This is a genomic window from Pandoraea sp. SD6-2 (assembly GCF_000389825.1).
GTDB classification, from domain to species: Bacteria; Pseudomonadota; Gammaproteobacteria; order Burkholderiales; family Burkholderiaceae; genus Pandoraea; species Pandoraea communis.
The window spans coordinates 91,971-114,646 of record NZ_KB944454.1; the positions used below are offsets into that span (position 1 = coordinate 91,971).

19 protein-coding genes are annotated in these 22,676 nt (G+C 65.0%); 13 read left to right on the forward strand and 6 right to left on the reverse strand.

Annotated features, from left to right (window positions below; all coding sequences use genetic code 11):
- Positions 1-80: 80 nt before the first annotated feature.
- The 3 genes from C266_RS16795 to recG form a co-directional block, all read right to left on the reverse strand.
- A complete protein-coding gene (locus C266_RS16795; protein ID WP_010805731.1) occupies positions 81-1,529 on the reverse strand; it encodes a catalase in 1,449 nt (482 codons plus the stop codon).
- 363 nt (positions 1,530-1,892) lie between these two features.
- Positions 1,893-2,837: a LysR substrate-binding domain-containing protein gene (locus tag C266_RS16800; RefSeq protein WP_010805730.1), complete on the reverse strand. Its 945-nt coding sequence runs from the start codon at positions 2,835-2,837 to the stop codon at positions 1,893-1,895.
- Between the two features lie 143 nt (positions 2,838-2,980).
- On the reverse strand, positions 2,981-5,281 hold the full coding sequence (gene recG / locus C266_RS16805) for an ATP-dependent DNA helicase RecG (protein WP_036663404.1): 2,301 nt from the start codon (positions 5,279-5,281) through the stop codon (positions 2,981-2,983).
- Positions 5,282-5,383: 102 nt separating this feature from the next.
- Here recG and queA point away from each other — a divergent pair, with 102 nt between their 5' ends.
- From queA to C266_RS16835, 6 genes are all read left to right on the forward strand, one after another.
- Complete coding sequence (queA, locus tag C266_RS16810; protein ID WP_010805728.1) at positions 5,384-6,466, forward strand: tRNA preQ1(34) S-adenosylmethionine ribosyltransferase-isomerase QueA; 1,083 nt, start codon at positions 5,384-5,386, stop codon at positions 6,464-6,466.
- Positions 6,467-6,610: 144 nt separating this feature from the next.
- A complete protein-coding gene (gene tgt, locus C266_RS16815; RefSeq protein WP_010805727.1) occupies positions 6,611-7,741 on the forward strand; it encodes a tRNA guanosine(34) transglycosylase Tgt in 1,131 nt (376 codons plus the stop codon).
- 227 nt (positions 7,742-7,968) lie between these two features.
- Positions 7,969-8,235: a preprotein translocase subunit YajC gene (yajC, locus tag C266_RS16820; RefSeq protein WP_237165309.1), complete on the forward strand. Its 267-nt coding sequence runs from the start codon at positions 7,969-7,971 to the stop codon at positions 8,233-8,235.
- Between the two features lie 135 nt (positions 8,236-8,370).
- A complete protein-coding gene (gene secD / locus C266_RS16825; protein ID WP_010805725.1) occupies positions 8,371-10,263 on the forward strand; it encodes a protein translocase subunit SecD in 1,893 nt (630 codons plus the stop codon).
- 24 nt (positions 10,264-10,287) lie between these two features.
- A complete protein-coding gene (gene secF, locus C266_RS16830; RefSeq protein WP_010805724.1) occupies positions 10,288-11,265 on the forward strand; it encodes a protein translocase subunit SecF in 978 nt (325 codons plus the stop codon).
- A gap of 188 nt (positions 11,266-11,453) precedes the next feature.
- Positions 11,454-12,140, forward strand: coding sequence for a cytochrome b/b6 domain-containing protein (locus C266_RS16835; RefSeq protein WP_010805723.1), 687 nt, complete (start codon positions 11,454-11,456; stop codon positions 12,138-12,140).
- A 72-nt stretch (positions 12,141-12,212) separates the two neighbouring features.
- Here C266_RS16835 and C266_RS16840 read toward each other — a convergent pair whose 3' ends face one another.
- Genes C266_RS16840 through C266_RS16850 form a run of 3 tightly spaced genes read right to left on the reverse strand, consistent with a single transcriptional unit; the run spans position 12,213 to position 14,571 of the window.
- Positions 12,213-13,244 (reverse strand): glycosyltransferase family 2 protein, encoded by a 1,032-nt coding sequence (locus tag C266_RS16840; RefSeq protein ID WP_010805722.1) that lies wholly within the window; start codon positions 13,242-13,244, stop codon positions 12,213-12,215.
- The gene (locus tag C266_RS16845; RefSeq protein WP_010805721.1) at positions 13,241-14,176 is read right to left on the reverse strand and encodes a phosphatase PAP2 family protein; all 936 of its coding nucleotides are present in this window, start codon (positions 14,174-14,176) and stop codon (positions 13,241-13,243) included. The genes C266_RS16840 and C266_RS16845 overlap by 4 nt, the downstream gene beginning before the upstream one ends.
- Entirely contained in the window at positions 14,173-14,571 is a 399-nt protein-coding gene (locus C266_RS16850; protein WP_010805720.1) for a hypothetical protein, read from the reverse strand. Before C266_RS16850 ends, C266_RS16845 begins: the two co-directional genes overlap by 4 nt.
- Before the next feature lie 1,220 nt (positions 14,572-15,791).
- Between C266_RS16850 and C266_RS16855 the strand changes: the two genes are divergently transcribed.
- The 7 genes from C266_RS16855 to C266_RS16885 all read left to right on the forward strand — a co-directional run bounded on the left by C266_RS16855 (position 15,792) and on the right by C266_RS16885 (position 22,672).
- On the forward strand, positions 15,792-15,977 hold the full coding sequence (locus C266_RS16855; RefSeq protein ID WP_010805719.1) for a Flp family type IVb pilin: 186 nt from the start codon (positions 15,792-15,794) through the stop codon (positions 15,975-15,977).
- 168 nt (positions 15,978-16,145) lie between these two features.
- Positions 16,146-16,736: a prepilin peptidase gene (locus C266_RS16860; RefSeq protein WP_010805718.1), complete on the forward strand. Its 591-nt coding sequence runs from the start codon at positions 16,146-16,148 to the stop codon at positions 16,734-16,736.
- A gap of 88 nt (positions 16,737-16,824) precedes the next feature.
- Entirely contained in the window at positions 16,825-18,252 is a 1,428-nt protein-coding gene (locus C266_RS16865) for an ATP-binding protein (protein ID WP_144265855.1), read from the forward strand.
- Positions 18,249-19,082 carry a Flp pilus assembly protein CpaB gene (gene cpaB, locus C266_RS16870; protein WP_010805716.1) on the forward strand — a complete coding sequence of 278 codons (834 nt, stop codon included), beginning with the start codon at positions 18,249-18,251 and terminating at the stop codon, positions 19,080-19,082. The genes C266_RS16865 and cpaB overlap by 4 nt, the downstream gene beginning before the upstream one ends.
- Positions 19,083-19,206: 124 nt before the next feature.
- Positions 19,207-21,018, forward strand: coding sequence for a type II and III secretion system protein family protein (locus C266_RS16875; RefSeq protein WP_010805715.1), 1,812 nt, complete (start codon positions 19,207-19,209; stop codon positions 21,016-21,018).
- Positions 21,019-21,042: 24 nt separating this feature from the next.
- The gene (locus C266_RS16880) at positions 21,043-21,378 is read left to right on the forward strand and encodes a hypothetical protein (RefSeq protein WP_010805714.1); all 336 of its coding nucleotides are present in this window, start codon (positions 21,043-21,045) and stop codon (positions 21,376-21,378) included.
- A 37-nt stretch (positions 21,379-21,415) separates the two neighbouring features.
- Positions 21,416-22,672: a pilus assembly protein TadG-related protein gene (locus C266_RS16885; RefSeq protein WP_010805713.1), complete on the forward strand. Its 1,257-nt coding sequence runs from the start codon at positions 21,416-21,418 to the stop codon at positions 22,670-22,672.
- Positions 22,673-22,676 lie beyond the last annotated feature (4 nt).

The window sequence follows — 22,676 nt, forward strand, 5'->3', positions numbered from 1 at the left end:
GGGGACGGTGCCACCCGCCCCCGCCGACTGACTGAGCGTCTTGCTTCGGCGCGATTGCGCCGTCGCACGACGCCTTTGCGTTACGTCTCCAACGCCTCACGTGCGGCGATCACCCCTTGCGCGTACGCCGGATCGATCTTGGCAAAGTGACCGATCTGACGCTCGGCCACATCGTCCGGCACGCCCTGCATGGCGGCGGCAATATTGCCGAACAGGCGCGACTTCTGCGCATCGTCGAACAGATTGAACAACGCGCGCGGCTGCGAGTAGTAATCGTCGTCCTCGCGATGGTCGAAGCGATCGGCCACGGTGCCCACGGCCTGCGGGGGCTCGCGGAACGCCGGCTGCTCGGCAAACGCGCCGTAGCGATTCGGCTCGTAGTTCGGTGTGCTGCCCAGATTACCGTCCACACGCATCGCGCCATCGCGATGGAAGCTGTTGTGGAACGGGCACTTCGGCGCGTTGACCGGGATCGCACTGTGATTCACGCCCAGGCGATAACGCTGCGTGTCGCCATACGAGAACAGACGCCCCTGCAACATGCGATCCGGCGAGAAGCCGATGCCCGGCACGACGTTGGCCGGATTGAACGCCGCTTGCTCGACGTCGGCAAAGTAGTTCTCCGGGTTGCGATTGAGTTCCAGCACACCGACGTCGATGAGCGGGTAATCCGCATGCGGCCACACCTTCGTCAGATCGAACGGGTTGATACGATAGGTCGCGGCGTCTGCCTCGGGCATCACCTGCACCTGCATGCGCCAGCGCGGGAAGTTGCCGGCCTCGATCGAGGCGAACAGATCACGCTGCGCGCTCTCGCGATCGCCTGCCACCACTTCCGCCGCCTGCGCGTTCGTCAGGTTCTCGACACCTTGCATCGACTTGAAATGGAACTTCACCCAGAAGCGCTCGTTCGCGGCGTTGATGAAGCTGAACGTATGCGAGCCGAAGCCGTGCTGCTGGCGATAGTTCGCCGGCAAGCCGCGATCGCTCATGAGAATCGTCACCTGATGGAGCGACTCGGGATGACGCGACCAGAAGTCCCAGGCGGCCGTCGGGTTGCGCAGGTTGGTCTTCGGATCGCGCTTCTGCGTATGGATGAAGTCGGGGAACTTGAGCGGATCGCGCACGAAGAACACGGGCGTGTTGTTGCCTACGAGATCCCAGTTGCCCTCGTCGGTATAGAACTTCATGGCGAAGCCGCGCACATCGCGCTCGGCGTCGGCCGCACCGCGCTCGCCCGCCACCGTCGAGAAACGCAGGAAAACCGGCGTTTCCTTGCCAATCGCCTCGAACACACGAGCGCGGCTGAACTTCGTGATGTCATGCGTGATGGTGAGCTTGCCGAATGCACCCGAGCCCTTCGCGTGAACACGACGCTCGGGAATCACCTCGCGGTCGAAGTGCGCAAGCTTCTCGAGGAACCACACGTCTTGCAGCAATGCCGGACCGCGGGGTCCGGCCGTCATCGTGTTCTGATTGTCGGGCACCGGTGCACCAGCGGCGGTGGTGAGTTTTTTCGTATCTGACATGTGACGCTCTCCTGTTTCCTGATCGTGCAATCTCGCGAGACTCAAGCGCTCATGAGCGCGAAGTCGGCGAGTATCCGTTCCAGCGTGGTTTCGATGTCGTGCAAATAGGCCTTCAGTTGGGTCATCGTCGGTACCTCGAATGCGTCGTGCTGCGGGGGCAGCGATCGGCGTCTGGCAGACCGGCATCTCGGGTGGCACCGGTTTCAAACGCGCGACACCAGATTAATTATTTTTATTAAAATCGTCGAATTAATCGTTTTTATATATGCAATAGGCAAAAGCAATACGCCGCGGCACGAGGCAGCGGCGTATGGCGGTTTTGGGGGTGTCGGGGCGAGTGCGCCCCGGTGTGTCAGTGCGACATCAGTTCGATGTTGCAGGCAGGTCGAGAGGAATCACGCCCGGCAGATGGCACCGGGCAATGGCCTGCGCCACGGCGTCGATGGCCGGCAGACGCGTGAAACTCTTGCGCCACGCCAGCACGACACGACGGTCGGGCACCGGCGCCGAGAACGGCACATAGCGCAGCAAGCTGTCGGGCGCTTGCATATCGGGTACCGATGTTTTCGGCAGCACGGTGATGCCGACGCCGCTCGCGACCATATGACGAATCGTCTCGAGCGAGGAGCCCTCGAACGTCTTCTGGATGCCGTCGGCATTCTGCGAGAAGCGCATCAGTTCCGGGCACACACCCAGCACGTGATCGCGGAAGCAATGCCCGCTGCCCAGCAGCAGCATCGTCTCCTGCTTGAGATCGCCGGCGTCGATCTGCGAACGGTCGGCCCACGGATGCGAGCGCGGCAGCGCCACCACGAACGGCTCGTCGTATAGCGGACGCACCATCAGGCCGCTCTCCGGGAATGGCAGCGCCATGATCGCCGCATCGATTTCGCCCTGCTTGAGCAATTCGATGAGCTTGAGCGTGTAGTTCTCTTGCAGCATGAGCGGCATCTGCGCCGTGGTCTCGATCATCTCCTTGACGAGCGCCGGCAGCAGATACGGCCCGATCGTGTAGATCACGCCAAGACGCAGCGGCCCGGCGAGCGGATCGCGGCCCTGCTTGGCAATTTCCTTGATGGCAATGGTCTGCTCGAGCACGCGCTGGGCTTGTGCCACGATCTGCTCGCCGAGCGGCGTCACGCTCACTTCCGCCGCGCCACGCTCGAAAATCTGTACGTTCAGCTCGTCTTCGAGCTTCTTGATGGCCACCGAGAGCGTCGGCTGGCTGACGAAACAGGCTTCCGCCGCGCGACCGAAATGGCGTTCACGCGCCACCGCCACGATGTACTTGAGTTCCGTGAGGGTCATGTCGTCCTAACCTGTGTAAATTAATCGAAATACCGCAATCGATAGATTTTCTTTTTTATAGCACAATCGGGCGGCAATTGCCCGTTTTCGGGCGACGCGCTTACCGTCATCCTCCCGCCCCGCCGCCGTACAAACGCCGGGCGTCACGCTTTCAGATAGTCTTCCCGCGCCCCGAGCCAACGCTCCAGATGCGCCGCCACCGCGCCAGGATGGGACTTCAGCAGCACATCGGCCGCTTCCTGCGCCCCTGGGATCAACCAGGCGTCTTCGTTCAGATCGACAAAGCGCAGCATGGCCGCGCCCGACTGCCGCGCACCGAGAAACTCGCCCGGGCCGCGGATCTCCAGATCGCGCCGGGCAATAACGAAACCGTCGGTGGTCTCGCGCATCGTCTGCAAGCGCGCCTTCGCGCCCATCGACAGCGGCGATGCGTACATCAGCAGACAGACCGATTCTGCGGAGCCCCGCCCGACGCGTCCCCTCAACTGGTGCAATTGCGCGAGTCCGAAGCGCTCGGCGTGCTCGATCACCATCAGAGACGCGTTGGGCACGTCCACCCCCACTTCGATGACCGTGGTCGCCACCAGCAGATGCGTGTCGCCCCGCGTGAAGTCGTCCATCACGGCGGCCTTTTCCGCAGGAGAGAGTCGCCCGTGAACGAGCCCCACGCGCAGTTCGGGCAGCGCCGCCACCAATTGCGCGTGGGTGTCGACGGCCGTCTGCAATTGCAGCGCTTCGCTCTCCTCGATCAGCGGGCAAACCCAGTACACCTGACGCCCGGCAAGCGCCGCCGCGCGAACGCGGTCGATCACTTCGGGCCTGCGCGTGTCGCTGATCAATTTCGTGACGACCGGGCTGCGGCCCGGCGGTAACTCGTCGATCACCGAGACGTCGAGATCGGCGTAGTACGTCATGGCGAGCGTACGCGGAATGGGCGTCGCGCTCATCATCAACTGATGCGGCATCGCACTCTCGCCGAGGCCTGCCGTCTGCATCTTGCTGCGCAGGGCCAGACGTTGCGCGACCCCGAACCGGTGTTGTTCGTCGACGACCGCCATGCCCAGCCGCGCGAACGTGACCGTGTCCTGAATGATGGCGTGCGTGCCGATGACGAGTTGCGCTTCACCGCTCGCCACACGGGCAAGGGCTTCGCGCTTTTCCTTCGCCTTCATGCTGCCCGCCAGCCACGCGACGTCGACGCCCAGCGGCACGAGCCACGCCGAGAGCTTGCGCAGATGCTGTTCCGCGAGAATTTCGGTCGGCGCCATGATGGCCGCCTGGAAACCGGCGTCGATGGCCTGCGCGGCCGCCAGCGCGGCAATGATCGTCTTGCCGCTGCCCACGTCTCCCTGCAACAGACGCTGCATCGGATGCGGTTCGGCCAGATCGGCCTGAATCTCCGCCCACACTCGCTGCTGCGCGCCCGTCAGCCGGAACGGCAGCGCCGCTTCGAAGCGCGCGAGCAAACCGCCCGGCACGGGTTTGCCAAAGGACGGCGCCGCCAGACGCCGGCGCGCCGCCTGCGCCCGCTTGAGCGAGAGTTGCTGCGCGAGCAGTTCCTCGCACTTGATGCGCAACCACGCCGGATGCGAACGCTCGATGAGCGCCGTCTCCGACACCTTGGGCGGGGGCGCGTGCAGCAAACGCACGGCGTCGGCCAGTGCCGGGAGCGGGTGATCGGGGCCGATAGCGTGCTGAAGCAGCCCCTGAGGCAGCAACTCCGGCAGCGGGGTGCGCTCCATGGCGTTGTGAATCGCTTTGCGCAGATAGGCTTGCGAGAGTCCCGCCGCGCTCGGGTACACCGGTGTGAGGGCCTCCGGCAACGGTGCTGCGGCGTCCTGCACGACGCGATACGCGGGATGCACCATCTCCAATCCGAAAAAGCCGCCACGCACTTCGCCGCGCACTCGCACGCGGGTGCCGATGGCGAGCTGTTTCTGCTGGCTGCCGTAGAAATTCAGAAAACGCAGCACGAGTTCGTGGCCTTCGTCAGCGATGCGTACCACCCACTGACGGCGCGGCCGGTAGGCCACTTCGCTCGACGTGACAACGCCTTCGACCTGCGCCAGTTCGCTGGGCAGCACTTCGCCGATCTTACGTAGCGTGGTTTCGTCCTCGTAGCGCATCGGCAGATGCAGTATCAGGTCGATATCGCGCTTCAGGCCGAGCTTGGCGAGCTTGTCGGCGGTGCCGGAGCCTGCCGTCTTGCGTACGGCCGGCTTGACCGCTTTCGAGGCCTTGGCGGATTTGGAAGGCTTCCCCGATTTGGCGGGAACCGGCGCGTCGATGCCAGTCTGCGCCTCAGCTGGCGAGGACGTGCGCCGCGCGCGTTTCGCAGCGGGGCGTGGCGCGGGGTCTGCCTGAGCGCCTGCGGCACCGGCAAGATCCACAAGGTCGGCAGGGGCGTCGTCAGGCGCGGTGGCGGGCATTCTACGTTCGGTCATGCAGTCGCGAGTCGGGGGCGTTCGCCCGTGCGGCGCACACCGTGCCGGCAGGCCTTCGGACGAACCAAGTAAAATGTCGGTTGCTACGCATTGTAAACGCTGATGTATACCCTTTCCGATTTCGATTTCGACCTGCCGCCCGATCTGATCGCGCAGACCGCGCTTACCGAGCGCACGGCCAGCCGCCTGCTGGAGGTCGACGGCAGCGTCACGCCCCCCCATCTGTACGACCGGCACTTTGCCGATCTGCCCAACCTGCTCGCGCCCGGCGACCTGCTCGTGTTCAACGACACACGTGTCATCAAGGCCCGCTTGTTCGGCCAGAAGGCGAGCGGCGGCAAGATCGAAGTGCTCGTCGAGCGCGTGATCGACCGCCACACGGCCCTCGCCCAGATTCGCGCAAGCAAGAGCCCGGCGCCCGGCACCGTGCTGCGTCTGGCCGATGCCTTCGAGGTGACGGTCGGCGAGCGCGTCGAGCCGTTCTACACCCTGCATTTCCCTGACGACTGCTACACGCTGCTCGAGACCTACGGCCGCTTGCCGCTGCCGCCGTACATCGAGCACGACGCCGACGCAGCCGACGAAACGCGCTACCAGACTGTCTACGCCCGCAATCCGGGCGCTGTGGCCGCGCCGACGGCCGGCCTTCACTTCGACGACGCCCTTTTCGCCCGCCTCGACGCGCTGGGCGTCCAGCGCGCCGCGCTCACGCTGCATGTCGGCGCGGGCACGTTCCAGCCGGTACGCGTGGAGAACATCGCCGAGCACAAGATGCATTCGGAATGGTACGAGATCACGCCCGCGCTGGTAGACGCCGTGGCCGCCACACGGGCGCGCGGCGCTCGCGTGATCGCGGTGGGCACGACGTCGATGCGGGCGCTGGAATCTGCGGCACAGGCCACGCTGGCAGCCGGCGGCACACCGGGCACCCTGCGCGCCGGGAGCGCCGAGACGAACATCTTCATTACGCCGGGCTACCGTTTCCAGTTGGTTGACCGTCTCGTCACCAACTTCCATTTGCCCAAATCGACGCTGCTCATGCTCGTGTCGGCATTCTCGGGCGTTGAGACGATCCGCGCGGCCTACCGGCACGCCATCGAGCAGCGTTACCGCTTCTTCAGCTACGGCGACGCCATGATCCTCTCGCGCGTGGCGCTGCACGACGCACCGAAAGCCGCCGCCTGAAGTCGCATGGCCGTCTGATCCGCGTCCGACGGCGGTCCGACCCGGTACAATGGCGCCTTGGCCGCGCATGGGGCGCTGGCCGCTTTTTTGACGTCCCGCGCGGGCGCCGGCTTGTGTTGCCGGTGGTGCCGGGGCGCACGACACATGCTCAAGTTCGAACTCATCACCACCGACGGGCAGGCCCGCCGGGGGCGCGTCACGCTCAACCACGGCGTGGTCGAGACGCCCATCTTCATGCCGGTCGGCACCTACGGTTCGGTCAAGGCGATGTCGCCGGCCGAACTCGTCGAAAACAACGCTCAGATCATCCTCGGCAACACCTTCCACCTCTGGCTGCGCCCGGGGTTGGAGACGATCGCCGCTCATGGCGGCCTGCACCGCTTCATGGGCTGGGACCGTCCGATTCTCACGGATTCCGGCGGTTTTCAGGTGTTCAGCCTCGGTGAACTGCGCAAGATCAGCGAAGAAGGCGTGAAATTTGCCTCGCCGGTGAATGGCGACCGCCTCTTCCTCTCGCCGGAAATCTCGATGCAGATCCAGCGCGTGCTCAATTCGGACATCGTCATGCAGTTCGACGAGTGCACGCCGTACGAGATCGACGGCCGTCCCGCCACAGAGGCCGAAGCCGGCCAGTCGATGCGCATGTCGCTGCGCTGGGCCAAACGCTCGATCGACGAATTCAACCGTCTCGAGAACCCGAATGCGCTGTTCGGGATCGTGCAAGGCGGCATGTACGAACATTTGCGCGACGAGTCGCTTGCCGGGCTGTCCGAGCTGGACTTCCACGGATATGCGATCGGCGGGCTGTCGGTCGGCGAGCCGAAGGAAGACATGATGCGCGTGCTCGAGCACGTGGCGCCGCGTCTGCCGGCGAACAAACCGCACTACCTGATGGGCGTGGGCACGCCGGAAGACCTCGTGGCCGGTGTGGCGGCGGGCGTGGACATGTTCGACTGCGTGATGCCCACGCGCAACGCCCGCAATGGCTGGCTCTTCACGCGGTTTGGCGATCTGAAGATCCGCAACGCCTCGCACAAGAGCGACACACGCCCGCTGGACGAAACTTGCGGCTGTTACACCTGTCGAAACTTCTCGCGCGCCTATCTGCACCACTTGCAGCGAGCCGGGGAGATTCTTGGCGCGCGGCTCAACACCATCCACAACCTGCATTACTATCTCACGCTGATGCAGGAAATCCGGGATGCCATTGAAGCCCACGCCTTCGACGCATTCGTCGCCCGGTTCCGGGCCGATCGCGCACGCGGCGTGCAGTAAGTGGCCGGAGCCCGGCAGCGGGCACCGAATCCCCCGGGGGAACGGGGTCGGGCAGTGGTAAAATGCCGGGCTTGGATCATGCGTCCTCGTACCGAAACACACGCCGCGCGTGTCCGGAGACCCGGCCACACGCGGCTTTTACACGTCTTACATAAGGAGAACCGAACGTGCTGATTTCCGAAGCCTTCGCTCAGACGGCTGGCGCTGCCAGTCCGACCAGCAACCTGATGAGCTTCCTGCCGCTCGTGCTGATGTTCGTGGTGTTGTACTTCATCATGATCCGTCCGCAAATGAAGCGCCAGAAAGAGACCCGCAACATGCTGGCGGCCCTCACCAAGGGCGACGAAGTCGTGACCTCGGGCGGTCTGGCCGGACGCATCTCGAAGGTCGGCGAGACCTTCGTGACCGTGGAGATCGCCGAGAACGTCGAGATCAACGTGCAGAAGGGCGCTATCACCACCCTGCTGCCGAAGGGCACCATCAAGGCGCTCTGATCCTTCGCGCATCCGCACGCGGCCGCCACGACTGGCGGCCGCAGTGCATGGCGACGCCGGTCGTGGCGACCTACGTCGCCATGCCGGCCGGTCCGAAGCACGGTTTGCCACGAGGCATCACCCTAGCCCGCTGCTATGAATCGCTATCCTCTCTGGAAATACATCGTCATTCTGGTGGCACTTGCCATCGGGGTGCTCTATACACTGCCGAACCTGTTCGGTGAAACGCCGGCAGTACAGATTTCCAGCGTCAAGGCGACCGTCAAGGTCGATCCCTCGACGCTTTCACGCGCCGAAGACGCGCTCAAGGCACAGAACATTGTCTATAACGGCGCCGTGTTCGACAACACGGGCGCCAACCCGAGCGTACGCATTCGCTTCGCCGATACCGACACGCAGCTTCGCGCCAAGGATCTGCTTCAGTCGTCGCTGAACACCGATCCGACCGATCCGACCTATGTCGTCGCGCTCAACCTGCTCTCGGCCTCGCCCGCATGGCTCTCCCGAATCCACGCGCTGCCGATGTACCTCGGCCTCGACCTGCGCGGCGGGGTCCACTTCCTGCTGCAAGTCGACATGGCAGGCGCCATCACCAAGCGCCTGGATGCTGCCGCAGCCGATGCCCGGACGCTGCTGCGCGACAAGAACATCCGCCATAACGGCGTGACGCGCACGGATACCGGTATCGAAGCCGTCTTCAGCAGCCAGGACGACGCGGACCGTGCCCGCACCGCCCTCACCGATGGTCTGTCCGATCTCACCTACACCACGCAAGCCGGCCCGAACGGTACGTTCAAGGTGGTGGGTGCGTTCACGGAAGCGGCACGCCGCGCCGTGCAGGACAACGCCGTCAAGCAGAACATCGTCACGCTGCATAACCGGGTGAACGAACTCGGTGTGTCCGAACCGGTGATTCAGCAGGAAGGCCCGGATCGCATCGTGGTGCAGTTGCCCGGCGTGCAAGACACCGCCAAGGCGAAGGACATCATCGGCCGTACGGCGACGCTCGAAGCCCGTCTGGCCGATCCGGATGCGCCGCGTCTGGTGTCGGCCGACACGCCGGTGCCGCCGCAGGACGAACTGTTCCTGCACGGCAATGGCGCACCGGTGATGCTCAAGCGTCAGGTGATCTTCAGCGGCGATCGCATCACGAGCGCTTCGGCTGGCTTCGACGATCACCAGCAGCCGTCGGTCAACATCAAGCTCGATGCCGCAGGCGGCCGTGTGTTGCGCGATGTCTCGCGCGACAACATCGGCAAGCCGATGGCCATCGTGCTGTTCGAGAAGGGCAAGGGCGAAGTGCTGACGGTGGCGAACATCCGCAGCGAACTGGGCCAGAGCTTCCAGATCACCGGCATGGGCTCGGCGCAAGGCGCCAACGATCTGGCGCTGCTGTTGCGCGCCGGTTCGCTCGCCGCCCCGATGGAAATCATCGAAGAACGTACGATCGGCCCGAGCCTCGGTGCAGATAACGTGCAAAAGGGTGTCGACTCGGTGATGTACGGCCTGATCGCCATCGCGGTGTTCATGATGCTGTACTACATGCTGTTCGGCGTGTTCTCGGTGATCGCCCTGCTGTTCAACCTGTTGCTGCTCGTGGCCGTGCTCTCGATGATGCAGGCCACGCTCACGCTGCCGGGCATTGCCGCTATCGCGCTTACGCTCGGTATGGCCATCGACGCCAACGTGCTGATCAACGAACGTATCCGTGAAGAACTGCGCGCGGGAGCGTCGGCCCAGAAGGCGATTTCGCTGGGCTTCGAGCATGCCTGGGCAACGATTCTGGACTCGAACGTGACGACCCTCATCGCCGGTCTGGCGTTGCTGGCGTTCGGTTCGGGCCCGGTGCGCGCGTTCGCCGTGGTGCACTGCCTGGGTATCCTGACCTCGATGTTCTCGGCCGTGTTCTTCTCGCGCGGTCTGGTCAACCTGTGGTACGGCGGCCGTCGCAAGCTCAAGACGCTGGCGATCGGTCAGGTGTGGCGCCCGGATGGTGCGACGAACGCACCCGACGCAGGCGAGCAATAACCGCAGGCGCGAGAGGAAACAGTCATGGAATTTTTCCGCATCAAGAAAGACGTGCCGTTCATGCGGCACGCCCTGATCTTCAACATCATCTCGGCGCTCACGTTCGTGGCGGCGGTGTTCTTCCTGCTCACGCGGGGCCTGCACCTGTCGATCGAGTTCACAGGCGGTACGGTCATGGAAGTGGCCTACACGCAGGCGGCCGATCTCGAGAAGATCCGTAGCGAAGTCGGCAAGCTCGGCTATCGCGACGTGCAGGTGCAGAGCTTCGGCACCTCGCGCGACGTGATGGTCCGTCTGCCGATTCAGACCGGTTCGGACGGCAAGCAGGTCACCAGCGCGCAGCAAAGCGACGCGGTGATGACCGCGCTGAAGGCCGACGCCCCCGACGTGCAGTTGCGTCGCGTGGAATTTGTCGGTCCGCAGATCGGCCACGAGTTGTTCACGGACGGTTTGCTGGCCCTGACCTTTGTGGTCGTCGGCATCATCATCTACCTGTCGTTCCGCTTCGAATGGAAATTCGCCGTGGCCGGCGTGATCGCCAACTTGCACGACGTGGTGATCATTCTGGGCTTCTTCGCATACTTCCAGTGGGAGTTCTCGCTGGCGGTGCTCGCGGGGGTGCTCGCTGTGCTCGGTTACTCGGTGAACGAGTCGGTCGTTATCTTCGACCGGATTCGCGAGACGTTCCGCAAGATGCGCAAGGCGACCGTGCAGGAAGTGATCGACCACGCCATCACGACGACCATGTCGCGTACGATCATCACGCACGCGAGCACGGAAATGATGGTGCTGTCGATGTTCTTCTTCGGCGGCCAGACGCTGCACTACTTCGCACTTGCCCTGACCGTGGGTATTCTGTTCGGTATCTACTCGTCGGTGTTCGTGGCCGCGGCACTCGCGATGTGGCTCGGCGTGAAGCGTGAAGACCTCATCAAGCACAGCAACAAGGACGAGGAAGAAGGCGCCGATCGCAACGACCCGAACTTCGGCGCACGCGTCTGACCGGCTCGCAACGCATCGTCAGTCAGAAAGGCCGCCGGCATGTCCGGCGGTTTTTTTTCACCCGTGATTCGTCCGATGCGCCGTTGTGGGTGCGCGTTGGGTTCGGCTCGCGGCTTACCTCCGAACGTGCAGGCGTAGCGGGCTTACGGTAATCTCGCGGAATTCGTCAATTACCAAACGTCACATCAATGAAGCCGATCCGCATCTGGGACCTGCCCACACGTCTGTTCCACTGGTCATTCGTCGTGCTCGCCGTCGCCGCTTACGTCACCGCCAAGACCGGCGGAAACGCGATGGTCTACCACTTCTGGTGCGGCTACGCGGTCCTCGCGTTGTTGCTCTTCCGGCTGGTGTGGGGCATCACGGGGCCGCGCTATGCGCGCTTCAGCGCGTTCATGACCGGGCCGCAGGCGTTCGTCCGGTCGTTACGCAGCGCGCCGGATACCGACGCGCGCTTCGCAGGCCACACACCGCTGGGCGGCCTGTCGGTCATCGCCATGCTGCTGTTCTTCGGCATTCAGGTCGTGCTCGGCCTGTTCTCGAACGACGACATCTTCAACGACGGCCCGCTCGTCAAATTCATCGACAAGGACACGAGCGACATGCTCACCGGCTGGCACCTGCGTAACCAATGGGTGCTGGTGGCGCTGGTGGCGCTGCATGTGCTTGCGATTCTCTACTATCGCATCGCGCGCAAGAAAGATCTGATCAAGCCGATGCTCGTGGGCGACAAGCGGCTCGCCGCACCGGTGCACCCGGCGCGCGACGACTGGCGAGTGCGCGCGGGGGCGCTGGTGCTGATCGTGCTGGCCTCGGCGCTGGTGTACCGGATCGTGCACCTGACACCGGCCGTGGCGGCGCTGCCGTCGTATTGAAGGGGCCGCTTGAAGGTACGTCGCCGGCGAGAAACGTCGCTGTCCAGTCCTAAGCAAGTACGCATGCAGTCCCTATTTGCTCAACACCCTGTGGAGCTTCTCGGCGCGCCGTGTGCCGGGTTGCAGCGACTGGAGCGGCAACTGACTGACCTTGCCACTGTCCTCGTACCGGCGCCGCAAGAGGTAGACGGGCCGACCCTTCGCCTCATCGTAGATGCGTCCGACATATTCGCCGACCACGCCGATGCCGATGAGCTGAAGGCCGCCCAGGAAGAGCAGCGCGCTCAGCAGCGAGGCGTAGCCGGGCACGTCGACGCCGAGCACGAGCGTGCGCCCGACGATGAACGAGCCATAGAAGAAGGCAACGAAGGCGATTGACAGTCCGATGTAGGTCCAGCAGCGCAACGGCAGCGAGCTGAAGCTCGTGATGCCTTCGAGCGCGAAATTCCACAGGCGCCAGCCGGAGAACTTGGATTGCCCCGCGCAGCGCGGCTGCCGCTCGTAGCGCAGCACAGCGGTGCGGTAGCCGACCCAGGCGAACAACCCCTTCATGAATCGGTGCCGCTCGGGCAGACGCTTGAGCGCCTCGACCACGCGCCGGTCCATGAGGCGGTAGTCGCCCACGTTCTCCGGCAATTTCACGTCTGAGAGCCGATTGTGCACACGATAATAAAGGCCCGCCGTGACGCGCTTGGCCCACGAGTCGCAGACGCGGCTGCTGCGCTGCGCGAGCACGACTTCGGCGCCGTCACGCCATAGCTCGACCATCCTCGGAATCAACTGCGGCGGATCCTGCAGGTCGACGTCCATGGGGATCACCGCGTCGCCGCGCGCCTCGTCGATGCCGGCCGTGAGCGCGGCTTCCTTGCCGAAATTGCGCGTGAGGTCGAGCACCCGGATGCGCGCGTCGCGGCGGCGGTGCGCGATGAGGCGCCCGAGCGTGTCGTCGGTACTGCCGTCGTTCACGCACACGATCTCAAAGCGCGTGTCGGGCACCGCCTCGAGAATCGGCACGACGGTGCCGAAGAACGCGTCGAGCGACTCGCTTTCGTTGAAGCACGGCACCACGAGAGACAAGCGCTTGATGTGGATGGGTTTGCTCATGATGTTTCCCCGGAAACTTGGCGCGTGGCTGCAAGCCCCCGCTCATGCACGGGCTCGGACGTGAGCGCCGGTGTGGGCAGCGAGGGGGTCTTCAAAGGGACGCCATGCCGGCGCGTGAGTTTGATGGCAACGATAGCCAGGGCGATGCCGGCGAGCACGTCGACGAGGTAGTGGCCGCCTTCGCTGAGCGTCGAGAGCAGTACCAGCGCGTTGAGCGGTGCAAGCACAGCGAACGCCGCCCGGCAACGGCGCACCGCGTAGGCGAGCAGCACAGCCATGACGGCATGGAACGACGGCATCGAGATCAGGCCCTGCAAGGCCGACAGATCGACGACGGTCAGGGTGTGGGCACGTAGCGGCGCAAAATGCGACAGCGTGGCCAGCTCGCCCGGCGAGCCCCCGAAATGGACGAAGGCGCCGGCCGCAGGGATGAGTCCCGAGATGGCGATGGTCGCCAGGCACGCGCCGGTCATTGCGTTGGCGAACTGGCGCAGCTCGGCGAAGCGTCCGGTGAACGACAGCAGCAGGACCACCAGCGCGATCTGTGGCATGCCGCTGTCATAGGCGAGCGGCAACACGAGCGAGAGCATGCGCGAGCCGCGCACGGTGGCGTGCCACGCCGTCCAGTCGAAGCCGAGACGCCCGTCCAGGGTGGTCAGCACCTGATCGACGAGCGGCGCACCGGTGGCGACCACGGCGTAGTCGAGCGCGGCGGCCGCGTGCGTGAAGACGATGAGGCCGATGACGTGGCCTGCCGCGGCACCGATGCGTGCATCGGGCCGGCACCACGTGTAGACGGCCCAAAGGCACGCCAGCGCCAGGCAAGCGAGTCCCGGCATGGCGAGGCTCGCCAGCTCGACGCCCATGCCGAGCCAGCCGAGCGCCAGGGCGGCGAGTGCCACCGTAGTCAGGTTGATCTGCAGCCAGTTCATGGCGACACCGCGTGCATGTTGTCACCGCCACCATCGCCACCGTTGCCATGCGCCTGGCCGTGCGCGCACAGCCAGGCGATCAGGATTCCGAACCATGCCACATCGTAGTCGTGGACATAGGGACTCATCAGCGACGCGGCCGAGAGCAGGGCCCAAGCGAGCCACAGCGGCGCATGCGCCATGATGAAAACGGACGGTATGCGAAAGCGATGGGCCTGCCCCGTGCTCGCGGCAGCCTGCTCACTCTGTACGCCGTGCAGGAAGCCCGTGATCGTCTCGGGGCCAAACACCACCACGCTGGCGGCCACGCTGAGCACGAGTGTCGCCAGACGACGCGGCTCGTTCCCCGACGGTTGGCGCGCGTGCACGACGTCGCCCGTGTCGCTCGTCTTCATGTCCCGGTCCCCGAATCACTGTTATGGCTGCCGCCTCGATGTTCCATCGCGATCGGGCGCGATTCCCCAGGGCGGTCTTGGCGCACCGACGGCATAGACGCGTTGCGTGGCGGCACCTCATGCTGAGCATTGTTGGCACACCTTTTTAAAAATACAACTAGGTGTTTATCCGAAATTAATCGACTAGGTGTTTATCCTCAATCAACTGACTAGGTGTTTATCCGAAATCAATTGAATTTTCCACCCCAGAATTTTCCTTAGTTTCAGAAATGTTACGGATTACTTCATTTGCCGACGCAACGCTTTTCTACGTTTGCATGCCGTAGCTGGTCATTGCGACCCTGAAGATTTCGGCAAGGCGGCAGCGACTCTCCATCAATGTCCTTTGCACACCTGAAGTCGTTATCTGGCGGTGGCTCCGGCGAACCCATGCAGCGCGATGGGCGAAGGAAGCGAAGGCAATCTCAGCGCAGACCCTGTCAGCGAAAACCCCCGGCGGCACGCATGCCAATCAAGGGTAATCCTTTAAATCTCAGGTACGGCTTTTCCCTGATTAAATCAGACATCCAGAATTAATTTTTAAATCAAATCGATTTACGGGATGCCTGCGGCGATACGCGGACCGATTGAAATTACCTGGCGCGCGGCCTGATGTTTCATTTTTGAAACGTTTTTCCGCACCCGGCCGAATTTGCCGTTGCCGGCGGGGATGGCTGGCACGTCCAAACCCGCATGCCCACGGCTTTTCACGTGAAGCTGGCCCGCCTCTTGCTCGATCCGGGGCGTGCCGCCAAGTCACGGGGCGGACGGGTCGAGAACAACACTGCGTCACGCGCATCTGATCCGTCCGAGCGAAACGAGGGTTTCGCATGATCGAACGGCCACACGGCTTAGCCGCTGCATCCGACAGGAGCACGGCAGGCCGACCGGGGGAATGAAATGTCGACACCAAGACATTCGCAGACCAGATACGCTGGGCACGCACGACGCTGTGTAGCAGCCAGACATGCGTTCCGAGCGCAACCTCTCCATGGCATTGCCGGTGCCGCGCGCCATCGCGCCGCGAGACCCGGTGCCATCCCCTTTCGCTTCACGCCGCTGCGCACGCTGCGGCCAGCCCATCTTTGCGTCGCGGCACGCCAACGGCGCCGCCACGTCGCATCCCGAATCTGCCGCCTCCTGCGGCAGATAGCCCCTGCAATCTCATGAAGGAGTCTGTCATGCAAGCCATTCTGACTTTCAGCAAGCGTTTTTTTCGGGACGAAAGCGGTGTCACCGCAGTCGAGTACGGCCTGATCGCGGCACTGATCGCCGTGGTGATCATCACCGCCGTGACCACGGTCGGCACGCAGTTGAACGCCACGTTCAGCAAGATCGGGTCGGCGTTGACTTCGGCCAACGCCTGAGCGTGCGGTCGGCTTCACCTGGTGATGGCGGGCCGGCCCGGCCGGTTCGCTGTCGACAGGCGATGCCTGGGGCAGCGCAGTCGCGTCGCCCCGGCAGAGATTCGAGGGGCCGCTGCCCTTTTTAGACAGTAGCCACGCGAAATGAACGGACACGAAGGAGAGACAGCGATGAATGCAAGCACAGTCGCCGCACCGAACTACATCGCCATCGGCGCCGTAACGCTGGTCATCGCTGCGGCCGTGTGCGACGTGCGCGCGCGCCGCATCCCGAACCGCCTGGTGCTGGCCGGCTGGCTCGCGGCATTGCCCGCGCAGTGTGCCGCGCATGGCCTGGCGGCCGGGGCACTGGCCTGGCTGGCCGGGTGGCTGACTGGATTCGCGATGCTGCTTCCGTTCTATCTGCTGCGCGGCATGGCCGCCGGCGACGTCAAGCTAATGGCCGGCGCGGGCGCCTGGCTCGGCACATCGCTGGCGTTCGACGCGGGGCTTGCGACGTTCGTGCTTGGCGGCATCGGCAGCGTGGCCCTTGCCATGTACCGGGGCCGGACACGCGACCTGCTGGCGGGCGCCTGCGCCGTCTTGCGCGGTCAGGCATGGCAGGTCCCGCATGCCGGCGGCGCCGACGGGGCGAGTTCATCGGTCACTGCGTCGAGTGCTACAGCGCTCAACACTGCGGCCGTCCGCAGCCCGATCGGTGCCCTGCCGTACGGCGTGGCCATCGCGCTCGGCACGATCGGCGTGCTGTTCGCGCAGGCCTGACTTCGGACGCTCATTCTCATACGCATTCACACCATTGCGCTCACACGGGGAACGGACCATGACAAGTATGCAAACGGACTCGGCAAGCGTGGCGGCCACCACGCCGTGGAACCACGGCGCCAGCCACGTGGGTGATGGTGCCGGCGTGCAGTCGATTCGCTCGGTCGCCGACACCGGGATCCCGCTGGCGCTGCTCGTCGACCTGGTCGGCAAAGTGGGCCTTCAGCGCGGCTCGATCTGCATGCTCGACCTGATGGCGGTGCTCAAGCTGCCGCTTAGCGTGCTCGACGAGGTCGTAGCGTTCGCGGTGCGCGAGCGCCTGATGGAAATCACGCATCGCGGCGCGCTCGACGCCGACGTGTCTCTGCGCCTGACCGACGCCGGCACCGCCCGTGCGCGCGAGTCTATGGCGCGCTGCAGCTACGCGGGGCCCGCCCCGGTCACGCTTGAAGATTACATACAGGCCGTGCACGCGGTGTCTGTGCGGCACCAACATGTCAACCACGCGTTCGTGAAGGACATTTTTCGCGACACCACACTCGACGCCCGCCTGCTCGACGAGGTCGCCTCGTCGCTCAACGCCGGGCGTCCGCTCATGCTGTTCGGCCCGGCAGGCAGCGGCAAGACCTATCTGGCCGAGCGCCTCGGACTGCTGCTCGAAGGGCTCGTGCCAGTGCCGTTCGCGGTCTGCGTCGACAGCGAGATCATCCAGGTGTTCGACCCGCTGATCCACGAGGCGCTCGAGGGCGAGACACTGGCCGCCGTGTGCGCCAGGATCGATGCGGCGGGGGTCCCCAGCGTGCGCGACCGCCGCTGGCAGTGGTGCAAGCGCCCAGTCGTGGTCTCCGGCGGCGAACTCACGCTCGACATGCTCGAAGTGTCCTTCGACGCGGCCGCCGGTTTCTATCAGGCGCCGCCGCACCTGAAGGCCAACGGCGGCATCTACATCATCGACGACTTCGGCCGCCAGTTGGCATCGCCGCAGGCGCTGGCCAACCGCTGGATCATGCCGCTCGATCGCAACGTCGACGTCTACACGCTGCATACCGGACGGCGCTTTACCGTGCCGTTCGACGTCTGGACCGTGTTCTCGTCGAATCTCAATCCCTGGGAAGCCTGCGACGAAGCGTTCCTGCGCCGCCTGGGCTGCAAGCTCTTCGTCGGCCCGGTGGACGTTGCCGCATACCGCCGCATCTTCGACGCGGAATGCCATCGCTTCGGGATGTCGGCCGAAGCGGGTGCCTTCGCCTACCTGGCGTCCACGCTGCACGGCCGGTCGGCCACGCCGCTCATGGCGTGCTATCCACGCGACCTGCTGGCGCTCGTCGATGCCGAGTGCCGCTACAAGGAATATCCGAAAGTCGTCACGGCCGACCGGCTCGACGAGGCGTGGCGGCGCTATTTCGACATGACTCACCGCCCACGCCGGCACTCCGCCGGAACCGGCCCTGCGCACGGGCACCGAAGACGCAGCCCACGCAAAACCATTCGATCGTCACTGAGGAGCACATCATGAAAAACCCGAAGGCAATCTCGATGCTGCTGGTGGCCGTGTTGGCCGGGCTGGCGTCGGTGGTCTTTGCCGCGCAATGGCTCTCGCGTCAATCCTCGGCCTCGGTGACTACCGTGGCCGTGGCCGCCAACGACGTCAACCTGGGCCAGCCGCTGACCGCCGAGTTCGTGAAGGTGGTCAACTGGCCGGCCGACAGCATTCCTCCCGGCGCGTTTGCCGACGCGCAGCTCCTCCAGGGCCGCGTGGCGCGCGTGGGGCTGCAGCGCGGCGAGCCGATCCTCGAGTCGAAGCTCGCGCCGCAAGGCACCAAGGGTGGGCTGTCGGCCGTCATCGGCGAAGGCAAGCGCGCGATCACGGTACGCGTGAACGACGTCGTCGGCGTGGCGGGCTTTGCCCTGCCGGGCAACTACGTCGACGTGATCGTCAATACAACAGATGCCGAGAAGAAGAGCGCGGAGCAGAGCATCTCGAAGATCGTGCTCGAGAAGATTCTCGTGCTCGCCGTGGCCCAACAGGTCAGTCGTGACGACACTCAGCCGAAGGTCGTCAACGCGGTGACGCTCGAGGTCACCCCCGAGCAGGCCGAGAAACTGGACCTCGCACGCAGTGTGGGCACGCTCTCGCTCGTGCTGCGCAATCAGGTCGACGGCGCACAGTTCGCCACGCTCGGCGCCACCAAGAACACGCTGCTCAACGTGCCGGCGGCCCCGGAACCGGTCAAGCCGGCCGTCAAGAGCGTTGTGGTGCGCAAGCCCGCGCCGCACGTGGCGGCACGCCAGGGGGATTGCGTTGGTGTGTTGACCGGCGCGCACGGCGGCGTCGAGTGCTTCTAAGCACGTCGCACGAAGTGAACAACAACAAGGACACGACAGCCAGTCGTCAATGAGACGCCGCGAGGGGGTTGCACAGCAGCCAGGCCTCGCGGCCGGAACGAACAGGATCAGCCGGGGAAATGCCATGAACAGGACACGTCAATCGAGTAGAACTCACGCCTTCACGCGGGCCGCGCTGGCCGTGGCCGCCTGCGGCATGCTGGCTGCGACGGCGCCGGCCGGGGCGCAGACCGCCGTCGAATACGGTGCTGTCGCCAATGGCGCGCCGGGCAAGACGGGCGCTGCGGCCGCAAAGGGCAGCGCACCGATGCAGATGACCATCAGCATGACGCCATCCGCGCCGCCAGCCAACGCCGCTGCGGCGTCCACGCCGGGCAGCATGCGCGGACCGAACTGCACGGGCGAGTTGCGCAACGAGCGCACGGTCGTCGTGCCGATCGGCAAGTCCACCGTGCTGCAGCTTGAAGAGCCCGTGCGCAACCGTACGCTGGGCGATCCGTCGGTGGCGCAGGCCGCCATGGTCTCGCCACGCGCCATGTACCTGCTCGGTCTGTCGGTGGGCACCACCAATATGATCGTGCAGGGCCGCAGCGGCGCTTGCGAGATCGTGAACGTGGTGGTCAACGGCGACGCCGGCGGCGTGCAGACCTCCCTTGCGCAACTCATGCCCGAGGAGCACGGTATTCGCGTGACGAGTGCGGGCGCCAACCTCGTTCTGGCCGGGCGGGTATCGAGCGCGATAGCCGCGCAGCAAGCCGTGGAGATCGCCAAAGCGTACGCCAAGCGCGGCAACGCCGACGGCACGGTGCTCAACATGATGTCGGTCGACACCCCGCAGCAGGTCATGCTCGAGGTCAAGGTCGCCGAAGTGTCCAAGACACTCATCAACCAGCTCGGCTCGGCCCTGAACCTGCAGGGCGGCTTCGGCACATGGACCGGCGCACTGGTCAGCAACCTGCTCTCGGGCGCGGCCACGGCGCTAACGGCGTCCAAGGCGAACCGGCTGCCGCTGCAGCTCTCGCTCGACGCGCAGAAGACCGACAACCTCGTGAAAATCCTCGCCGAGCCGAACCTCGTCACGCTCTCGGGGCAGGAAGCGAGCTTCCTGTCGGGCGGCAAGATCTTCATCCCGGTGCCGCAATCCAATGGCTCGACCACGGTCATCACGCTGCAGCAGGAGGAGTTCGGCGTTGCGCTCAAGTTCCTGCCAACCGTGCTCGACGGCGGACGCATCAATCTGCGCGTCGCGCCCGAGGTCTCGGAACTCTCGCCCACCGGTGTCACGCTCACGGCGACCAACATCAACGGCGTGAACATCCTGCCGCTGATCACCACGCGGCGCGCCTCGACCACGGTGCAGATGCGCGACGGCGAGACTTTTGCCATCGGCGGCCTGGTCAAGAACAACATCTCCGGCGCGCTCAAGGCGTTCCCGGGCCTGGGCGAAGTGCCGGTGCTCGGCACACTCATGCGCAGCACGTCGTTCCAGAACGACCTGACGGAGCTTGTGTTCATCATCACCCCGCACCTTGTCAAGCCGCTGCAAACGGCCGCCGCGGAGCTGCCGATGCCGACCGACAGCTTCACCACGCCCAGCGCCATCGACATCTACGCCACGGGCAACATGGAAGGCCGCGGCCAGAAGTCTGCACCGTCGGCCCCCAACGCACCTGCACCGCAGCCCGCCGCAGCACCCGGCCCGCAACCGGCGCGTCCCTCGTCGTCGGCGCCGTCGAGCACGCCCAACCCGGCCAACGCGCCAACGTCATCGACCGGTGCTGCGCCAAGTACGCCTGCTGCGACGGCAGCGGCACCCGGGGCGGCACCGGCATCGGTGCCAGCACCGGCAGCACTTCGCGCGGTGCGTACTGAAGCGCACACCCAAGCGCCGTCCTTGCCCGCGTTCGCCGATGCGGGCTCGCCCTATCTCCATTGACTCTCGTGTTTCGGGGGAACTGCCATGAAAACGCTTACCGCTATCCTGTCCCGCGCCGGTGCCCTTGCGTCGCTGTGCGCAGCCTGCCTGCCGCTGGCGGCCTGCATGAGTTCGTCGCCGATCTGGGACGCCCACATGGGCGAGGCCATGCACAAGGTCATGAAGGCACAGATCATTCATCCCGGCCCGCCGGACGACGCCGGGCCCATGAGCACCGACGGCAAGGCGGCCGTCTCGGCGCTGAACAGCTACGACAAGGCGATGCGCTCGCCCGCGCCGAATTCCAACCCGTACGTGATCGGTGTCAGTCAGGGCGGTGCGCCGCTTGCGCCGAGCGGCGGCTCGGGCATGAATCAGTAGTGCATTGACAGACTCCGACCCAAGGAGGCAAACCGCAATGCGTAACTCTGTGAATCCCCAACGCTCGCGCGCCGCCAAACCACGGCGCGAAGACGGCGCGATCACCATCGTGGTGGCGCTTGTGCTGGCGGTGCTGATCGGCTTCGCCGGTCTGGCACTCGACCTGGGCAAGCTCTACGTCGCGCGCAGCGAACTGCAGAACAGTGCCGACGCCTGTGCACTGTCCGCCGCACGCGACCTCACGGGCGCCACGGCGCTGACGGTCTCCGAGGCCGCCGGCATCGCTGCGGGCTATGCCAACCGCGCCCTGTTCCAGTCGGCCAACGTCAGCATGAACGTCAACAGCAGTGTCACCTACAGCGCCTCGTCGAGCGGCCCGTTTCTGACCAAGGACAACGTGACCGGCAACATCAATACGATCAAGTACGTACAGTGCACCACCTCGATAAGTGGCATCGTGCCATGGCTCATCAGCGTGCTCAACGTCTTGCCGGGCATCAACATCGGCCCGAGTTCGGTCTCGGCGCGGGCGGTGGCGAGCACCACCTCCGCGCAGACCTCCTGCGCCATTCCCGTGTTCATCTGCGACCCGTCGAAGTTCTCGCCGGCGGCCAGTTACCTCCAGGGCCAGTGGCTGCAGGGTAAGGGCGACAGCCGCACCGGCACCTACAACCAGGGCGACTTCGGCTGGGCCAACCTGAACGGCACCGGCAACAGCGGCACACCGAACCTGGCCGGGCAATTGACCGGCAGCGGCCAGTGCAATCTGCCTGCCATCGGCACCAACATCGGCACGCCCGGCAACAAGTCGTCGCTCGACGATGCGTACAACACGCGCTTCGGCATCTACAAGAACGGCACGCCACCCGGCGACGGCAGCTCGGTGACCGATTTCACGGGCTACGCGTACACGGGTTCGACCTGGGCGGCGGGCGCCAACGCCTACAGCGATTTCGTCAACCAGCGCAAGAGCTACACGCCGTACCAGAACATCCCCGGCATGAAGCTCAGCGGTACTGCAGCGGCCGGCGCAGTCTACAGGAGCGGCGCCGACCGCCGCTTGCCGATCGCGCCGATGGTCGACTGCAGCAAAGTCGCATCGTCCACCGGGGCGCCTGTCACCAAGTGGGCCTGCGTGCTGATGCTCGACCCGATGCAGCAGGGCGGCGACATCAACGCGGTCCATTTCGAGTACCGCGGCCTGGCCAGCGACCCGGACAGTCCCTGCGCGACGCAGGGTACGCCGGGGCCGTCGACGTCGGTCGGGCCGCTCGTGCCGGTGCTCGTGCAATAGGACC

What these genes read in the sequence shown, in the direction of transcription:
- C266_RS16795 (WP_010805731.1), bottom strand. Translation starts at nt 1,529, where the DNA reads ATGTCAGATACGAAAAAACTCACCACCGCCGCTGGTGCACCGGTGCCC.
- C266_RS16800 (WP_010805730.1), bottom strand. Translation starts at nt 2,837, where the DNA reads ATGACCCTCACGGAACTCAAGTACATCGTGGCGGTGGCGCGTGAACGC.
- recG (WP_036663404.1), bottom strand. Translation starts at nt 5,281, where the DNA reads ATGACCGAACGTAGAATGCCCGCCACCGCGCCTGACGACGCCCCTGCC.
- queA (WP_010805728.1), top strand. Translation starts at nt 5,384, where the DNA reads ATGTATACCCTTTCCGATTTCGATTTCGACCTGCCGCCCGATCTGATC.
- tgt (WP_010805727.1), top strand. Translation starts at nt 6,611, where the DNA reads ATGCTCAAGTTCGAACTCATCACCACCGACGGGCAGGCCCGCCGGGGG.
- yajC (WP_237165309.1), top strand. Translation starts at nt 7,969, where the DNA reads ATGAGCTTCCTGCCGCTCGTGCTGATGTTCGTGGTGTTGTACTTCATC.
- secD (WP_010805725.1), top strand. Translation starts at nt 8,371, where the DNA reads ATGAATCGCTATCCTCTCTGGAAATACATCGTCATTCTGGTGGCACTT.
- secF (WP_010805724.1), top strand. Translation starts at nt 10,288, where the DNA reads ATGGAATTTTTCCGCATCAAGAAAGACGTGCCGTTCATGCGGCACGCC.
- C266_RS16835 (WP_010805723.1), top strand. Translation starts at nt 11,454, where the DNA reads ATGAAGCCGATCCGCATCTGGGACCTGCCCACACGTCTGTTCCACTGG.
- C266_RS16840 (WP_010805722.1), bottom strand. Translation starts at nt 13,244, where the DNA reads ATGAGCAAACCCATCCACATCAAGCGCTTGTCTCTCGTGGTGCCGTGC.
- C266_RS16845 (WP_010805721.1), bottom strand. Translation starts at nt 14,176, where the DNA reads ATGAACTGGCTGCAGATCAACCTGACTACGGTGGCACTCGCCGCCCTG.
- C266_RS16850 (WP_010805720.1), bottom strand. Translation starts at nt 14,571, where the DNA reads ATGAAGACGAGCGACACGGGCGACGTCGTGCACGCGCGCCAACCGTCG.
- C266_RS16855 (WP_010805719.1), top strand. Translation starts at nt 15,792, where the DNA reads ATGCAAGCCATTCTGACTTTCAGCAAGCGTTTTTTTCGGGACGAAAGC.
- C266_RS16860 (WP_010805718.1), top strand. Translation starts at nt 16,146, where the DNA reads ATGAATGCAAGCACAGTCGCCGCACCGAACTACATCGCCATCGGCGCC.
- cpaB (WP_010805716.1), top strand. Translation starts at nt 18,249, where the DNA reads ATGAAAAACCCGAAGGCAATCTCGATGCTGCTGGTGGCCGTGTTGGCC.
- C266_RS16875 (WP_010805715.1), top strand. Translation starts at nt 19,207, where the DNA reads ATGAACAGGACACGTCAATCGAGTAGAACTCACGCCTTCACGCGGGCC.
- C266_RS16880 (WP_010805714.1), top strand. Translation starts at nt 21,043, where the DNA reads ATGAAAACGCTTACCGCTATCCTGTCCCGCGCCGGTGCCCTTGCGTCG.
- C266_RS16885 (WP_010805713.1), top strand. Translation starts at nt 21,416, where the DNA reads ATGCGTAACTCTGTGAATCCCCAACGCTCGCGCGCCGCCAAACCACGG.